This is a genomic window from Pedobacter sp. (assembly GCF_045628745.1).
Lineage (GTDB): Bacteria > Bacteroidota > Bacteroidia > Sphingobacteriales > Sphingobacteriaceae > Pedobacter.
The window spans coordinates 1-5,488 of the sequence record NZ_JAZQPU010000060.1 but is presented as its reverse complement, the minus strand read 5'-3'; the positions used below and the strand labels follow the sequence as shown (position 1 = coordinate 5,488).

11 protein-coding genes are annotated in these 5,488 nt (G+C 38.2%); all 11 read right to left on the bottom strand.

What is annotated here, in order from left to right:
* The coding region (gene rpsD / locus ACR2F7_RS02765) for a 30S ribosomal protein S4 (RefSeq protein WP_432712084.1) at positions 1–379 on the bottom strand (379 nt) is incomplete at its 3' end.
* Positions 380–444: 65 nt separating this feature from the next.
* On the bottom strand, positions 445–834 hold the full coding sequence (gene rpsK, locus ACR2F7_RS02760; RefSeq protein ID WP_432712083.1) for a 30S ribosomal protein S11: 390 nt from the start codon (positions 832–834) through the stop codon (positions 445–447).
* A 20-nt stretch (positions 835–854) separates the two neighbouring features.
* On the bottom strand, positions 855–1,232 hold the full coding sequence (rpsM, locus tag ACR2F7_RS02755; RefSeq protein WP_432712082.1) for a 30S ribosomal protein S13: 378 nt from the start codon (positions 1,230–1,232) through the stop codon (positions 855–857).
* Between the two features lie 82 nt (positions 1,233–1,314).
* Positions 1,315–1,431 carry a 50S ribosomal protein L36 gene (rpmJ, locus tag ACR2F7_RS02750; RefSeq protein ID WP_196859746.1) on the bottom strand — a complete coding sequence of 39 codons (117 nt, stop codon included), beginning with the start codon at positions 1,429–1,431 and terminating at the stop codon, positions 1,315–1,317.
* 1 nt (position 1,432) lies between these two features.
* The gene (gene infA / locus ACR2F7_RS02745; protein ID WP_008244555.1) at positions 1,433–1,651 is read right to left on the bottom strand and encodes a translation initiation factor IF-1; all 219 of its coding nucleotides are present in this window, start codon (positions 1,649–1,651) and stop codon (positions 1,433–1,435) included.
* 67 nt (positions 1,652–1,718) lie between these two features.
* Entirely contained in the window at positions 1,719–2,507 is a 789-nt protein-coding gene (gene map / locus ACR2F7_RS02740; protein WP_432712081.1) for a type I methionyl aminopeptidase, read from the bottom strand.
* Between the two features lie 8 nt (positions 2,508–2,515).
* On the bottom strand, positions 2,516–3,850 hold the full coding sequence (secY, locus tag ACR2F7_RS02735; RefSeq protein WP_432712080.1) for a preprotein translocase subunit SecY: 1,335 nt from the start codon (positions 3,848–3,850) through the stop codon (positions 2,516–2,518).
* A gap of 3 nt (positions 3,851–3,853) precedes the next feature.
* Positions 3,854–4,300 carry a 50S ribosomal protein L15 gene (rplO, locus tag ACR2F7_RS02730; RefSeq protein WP_432712079.1) on the bottom strand — a complete coding sequence of 149 codons (447 nt, stop codon included), beginning with the start codon at positions 4,298–4,300 and terminating at the stop codon, positions 3,854–3,856.
* A gap of 104 nt (positions 4,301–4,404) precedes the next feature.
* Entirely contained in the window at positions 4,405–4,584 is a 180-nt protein-coding gene (rpmD, locus tag ACR2F7_RS02725; RefSeq protein WP_339591507.1) for a 50S ribosomal protein L30, read from the bottom strand.
* Between the two features lie 4 nt (positions 4,585–4,588).
* Entirely contained in the window at positions 4,589–5,107 is a 519-nt protein-coding gene (rpsE, locus tag ACR2F7_RS02720; protein WP_432712078.1) for a 30S ribosomal protein S5, read from the bottom strand.
* A gap of 17 nt (positions 5,108–5,124) precedes the next feature.
* The gene (gene rplR, locus ACR2F7_RS02715; RefSeq protein ID WP_432712085.1) at positions 5,125–5,478 is read right to left on the bottom strand and encodes a 50S ribosomal protein L18; all 354 of its coding nucleotides are present in this window, start codon (positions 5,476–5,478) and stop codon (positions 5,125–5,127) included.
* Positions 5,479–5,488: the final 10 nt, after the last annotated feature.

The window sequence follows — 5,488 nt, the reverse complement described above, 5'->3', positions numbered from 1 at the left end:
CCACTTCACCATTCACTGTTACGTGTTTATGGCTAACTAACTGACGTGCAGCTGAACGTGTAGTTGCAATACCCAATCTATATACTGTATTATCTAAACGGGCTTCTAATAATTGTAATAAATTATCACCTGTAATACCTTGACGGGCAGACGCTCTAGTGAACAAGTTACGGAACTGACGTTCTAATACACCATAAGTATATTTAACTTTTTGTTTTTCCATTAACTGTACAGCGTACTCAGATTGCTTACCTCTTCTTTTAGACGCACCGTGCTGTCCAGGAGGGTAGTTTTTTCTGTCTAATACTTTGTCAGGGCCGAAAATTGGCTCTCTGAATTTACGCGCGATTTTGGACTTTGGTCCTGTATATCTTGCCATTTCTTGTTTGTTTTAAAGTATCGTGCAACCTGAAGCTGCAGACTCTTAGCTTTAAAAATTAATAATTAAACTCTTCTCTTTTTCGGAGGGCGACAACCGTTGTGAGGAAGCGGGGTAATATCTCTGATAGAGGTTACTTCAATACCAGCAACTTGCAATGTTCTAATTGCAGACTCGCGGCCTGAACCCGGACCTTTAACAAAAACCTCTACTTTACGCAGACCTAAGTCAAATGCTACTTTTCCGCAATCAGATGCAGCTTGACCTGCAGCATATGGAGTGTTCTTTTTAGAACCCTTGAAGCCCATTTTACCAGCTGAAGACCATGAAATAGTTTGACCGTTGTTATTTGTTAAGGTAACAATGATATTGTTAAAAGTAGCATTGATGTGCGCCTGACCAACAGACTCTACAACAACAATACGCTTTTTGGTTACTTTTTTACTTTTAGCCATAATTATTCTTGATACTAATACTATTTAGTAGCTTTTTTCTTGTTAGCAACTGTTTTTCTCTTGCCTTTACGAGTACGAGAATTGTTCTTAGTACGTTGACCACGCACTGGCAATCCCTTTCTGTGACGTAAACCTCGGTAACAGCCGATATCCATTAAACGTTTAATGTTCAACTGAACTTCAGAACGTAAAGCACCTTCTACTTTAATCTGGTCGTTGATAATTGTACGGATAGCAGACAACTCGTCATCTGACCAATCTTGTACTTTTTTGCTTAAATCGATACCTGCTTCCGTCAATATACGTTGTGCAGTAGATCTGCCTACTCCGAAGATGTAGGTTAATCCTATTTCGCCTCTTTTGTTTCTTGGTAAATCAATACCTGATATCCTTGCCATATTTTATACTAATGTTGATTATTTGATTAAACGACAGATTGAATAACCTGAACATTCAATCTAATCATACTTCAATAATTCCTTATCCCTGACGTTGTTTGTATTTCGGGTTTTTTTTGTTAATTACGTAAAGTTTACCTTTACGACGAATAACCTTGCAATCAACGCTACGTTTCTTAATTGATGACCTAACTTTCATTTTATTTATATCTATAAGTAATCCTGCCCTTTGATAAATCATAAGGCGACATCTCTAATTTAACTTTATCTCCAGGAAGAATTTTGATGTAGTGCATCCTCATTTTTCCAGAAATATGTGCGATTATCTCATGCCCGTTCTCCAGTTCTACCCGGAACATTGCATTTGATAACGCTTCTCTTATTACACCGTCTTGTTCAATTGAGGCTTGTTTAGCCATATAATATTGATTTTTACTGAATTAGCTACTACTAAACAGGGTTGCAAAATTAAATAAAAAAAATTAATTATTCTCTTTTTTTCTTTAAAACTTCTTCAATTGGTGAAAACGACGATAAAACGTCTGCATTCCCCTTTTTGACAGCAACCATGTGTTCATAATGTGCCGAAGGCCGGTTGTCTTTAGTGGTAACGGTCCAGCCGTCAGACCAAAATTTAACTCCTGCACTTCCTGCATTGATCATAGGTTCAATAGCAAGTACCATTCCCTCTTCCAGTTTCATTCCCCCACCACGTTTACCGTAGTTAGGAACATCTGGTTTCTCATGAAGCTGGATACCTACACCATGACCTACAAGTTCTTTTACAACACCAAAGCCATTGTCTTCTGCGAGCTTTTGAATGGCGTAACCTATATCCCCTATGCGGGACCCGACTACTGCTTTTTCTATGCCCAGTTCCAAACACTTCCTGGTGATGTCAATTAGCTTCTGTCGCTCCGCATCAATCTCACCAATAGCGAAGGTATAAGCAGAGTCACTATAATAATTGTTTTTGATGACTCCACAGTCCACAGAGATTAAATCGCCTTCCTGAATCACGTAATCGCCTGGAAAACCATGAACAATCTGTTCATTTGGCGAGATACATAAAGCATAAGGGAAACCATTGTAATTCAAGAATGCAGGCACGCCTCCATGGTCTCTTATATAGGTTTCCCCTATTTTATTCAAATGCAATGTTGTTATACCCGGGGCAATGACTGAAGCAATTTCCGCTAAGGCTCCTGATAAAACAACACCGCTTTCTCTTATTAATTCGATTTCTTCTGCAGACTTATAATAAATCTTCGACATTATTAAGCTTAAATAACAGCGTTGCTACTGTTAGCTGCAGGAACTCCTGAACGGCCAGTAACTCTACCAGTTTTCATTAAACCATCATAGTGACGCATTAACAAATAACTTTCGATTTGCTGTAAAGTATCTAATACCACACCTACAAGAATCAATAGGGAAGTACCTCCATAGAAATGAGCAAACTCAGATTTGATCCCAAATTTAACTGCGATAGAAGGTAAGATAGCAATGATAGCTAAAGCAATAGCACCTGGGAAGGTGATTTTAGATATCACGTCATCAATAAACGATGAAGTAGCTAAACCAGGTTTAACACCAGGAATAAAACCACCGTTTTTCTTCATGTCATCAGACATTTGTGTTGGATTAACCGTAATAGCGGTATAGAAGAACGTAAATGCAATAATTAAGAAAGCAAATGTTAAGCTATAAGCTAAAGAGGTATAATCACTGAACTGGATCAACCAGGTGTTTTGCAAATTAGGGAAGAACCCTGTTAATGTTGCAGGAATAAACATCAATGCTTGCGCAAAGATAATAGGCATAACTCCAGCAGCGTTTACTTTTAATGGAATGTATTGTCTTACCCCACCGAATTGTCTGTTACCAACAATACGTTTTGCATATTGAACAGGCACTTTACGTACACCCTGAACAATCATAATGGTAAAGATCACCACACCCACAAGAGCAGCAATTTCAAGAACTAAAGCTACCAGTCCACCATCACCTACAAACCTGGAACTAATTTCCTGTTGTAAAGCAATAGGTAAACGTGCAATAATACCAACCATAATGATGATTGAAATACCATTACCAATACCTTTATCTGTTATTTTTTCTCCTAGCCACATTACAAATAAAGTACCAGCAGCAAGCACAAACGTAGATACCACGTAGAATAAAGTGTGGTTAATCAGGATGGCTTCTTGTGGCACCTGTGTTTTAACATAACCTATTGCCTGAACAGCAGTAATGGCTACAGTTAAATACCTTGTAATTTGGTTTAGTTTGTTCCGGCCGCTTTCCCCTTCTTTTTGCATTTTTTGGAAAGTGGGTACAGCAATACCTAGTAACTGAACTACGATGGACGCAGAAATATAAGGCATAACCCCCAAGGCTAAGATTGAGACCCGAGAGAAAGATCCGCCGGCAAACATATCCAATAGACCTAAAAGACCTGATTTTTCATTATCGCCTAGAGCAGTTGCGTCTACACCTGGTAAAACCACGTGAGAAACAAATCTATAAACCAAAAGAATGATGAGCGTAAACATAATACGCTCTCTCAATTCTTGAATTTTCCAAATATTACTTAAAGTAGTAAACAGCTTCTTCATTAATTACAATTTTTCGATTGAGCCTCCAACAGCCTCAATAGCTTTTTGTGCAGATGCCGAAAAAGCATGTGCTTTAACTTCTAACTTAGATTTAACTTCACCACGACCTAAAACTTTCACTAAGTCGTTTTTAGATGCTAAACCATGCGCTTGCAAAGTAGGGAAATCAATACTAGTTAAGTTGAATCTTTCGGCTAAGCCTTGTAACACGTCTAAGTTAACGCCTACATACTCTACACGGTTAATTGGTTTGAAACCAACCTTAGGTACACGACGTTGCAAAGGCATTTGACCACCTTCGAAACCGATCTTGGTTTTATGTCCTGAACGTGATCCAGCACCTTTATGACCACGAGTGGAAGTACCACCACGACCAGAACCAGTACCACGACCAATTCTCTTAACATTTTTTGTTGAACCTACTGCAGGTTTTAAATTACTTAAGTTCATTTTGAAACTTATTGTGCTGCCCTTCGCTTTCACTAATCAGGGCAACGGTTAAACATATATAAAGGTTGCAAATGTAAATATATACATTTTAGCAACCTTTATCATTAAATATTCTCTAAAGCTACCAGATGGTTAACTTTTCTAACCATGCCGATGATAGCACCCGTAGCTTCAACTTCTACACTTTGGTTTAATTTTGTTAAACCTAAAGCTTGCATCGTCCGTTTTTGGCGTTCGCTTCTATCGATGATGCTTTTTATTTGGGTTATTTTGATCTTCGCCATAATATTATCCGTTAAAAACTTTATTTAAATCTACACCACGGTGTTGAGCTACTGTATAAGCATCACGCATTTTAGTTAAAGCATCTACAGTTGCTTTTACCACGTTGTGTGGGTTAGAAGAACCTTTTGATTTAGCTAATACGTTGTGTACACCAGCACTCTCTAATACTGCACGCATTGCACCACCAGCAATAACTCCAGTACCTACTGCAGCTGGTTTGATTAATACAAAACCACCTGAGAATTTACCGATTTGCTCATGAGGAACAGTACCGTGTAATAAAGGAACTTTCACCAAATTCTTTTTAGCATCATCAATGCCTTTAGCAATGGCTTCTGTTACCTCTTTCGCTTTACCTAATCCATAACCTACGACACCGTTTTCATCTCCAACCACTACGATAGCGGAAAAGCTGAATGTACGTCCACCTTTGGTTACTTTGGCTACACGTTGTATGCTAACTAAACGATCTTTTAACTCGATCTCGCTAGTCTTAACTCTTTTTATATTGATAGTTGACATTCTTATCTATTTTCAGATTAAAATACTAAACCAGCTTCGCGGGCACCATCTGCCAACGACTTAATACGTCCGTGGTATAGGTAGCCATTTCTATCGAAAACTACTTCTTTAATACCTGCTGCAATTGCTTTCTCAGCAACCAATTTACCTACAGCAATAGATTGCGCTGATTTGTTACCGTTACCAGCAAAATCTTTAGATAAAGAAGACGCTGAAACTATAGTGTTACCAGTTACGTCATTAATGATTTGAGCATAAATTCCTTTATTGCTTCTAAATACTGATAAACGTGGACGGTTGTCAGAACCGGTAAGTCTTTTTCTGATTCCTTTTTTTATACGATCTCTACGAGATAATTTTTTCCCTGCCATGATGATTATT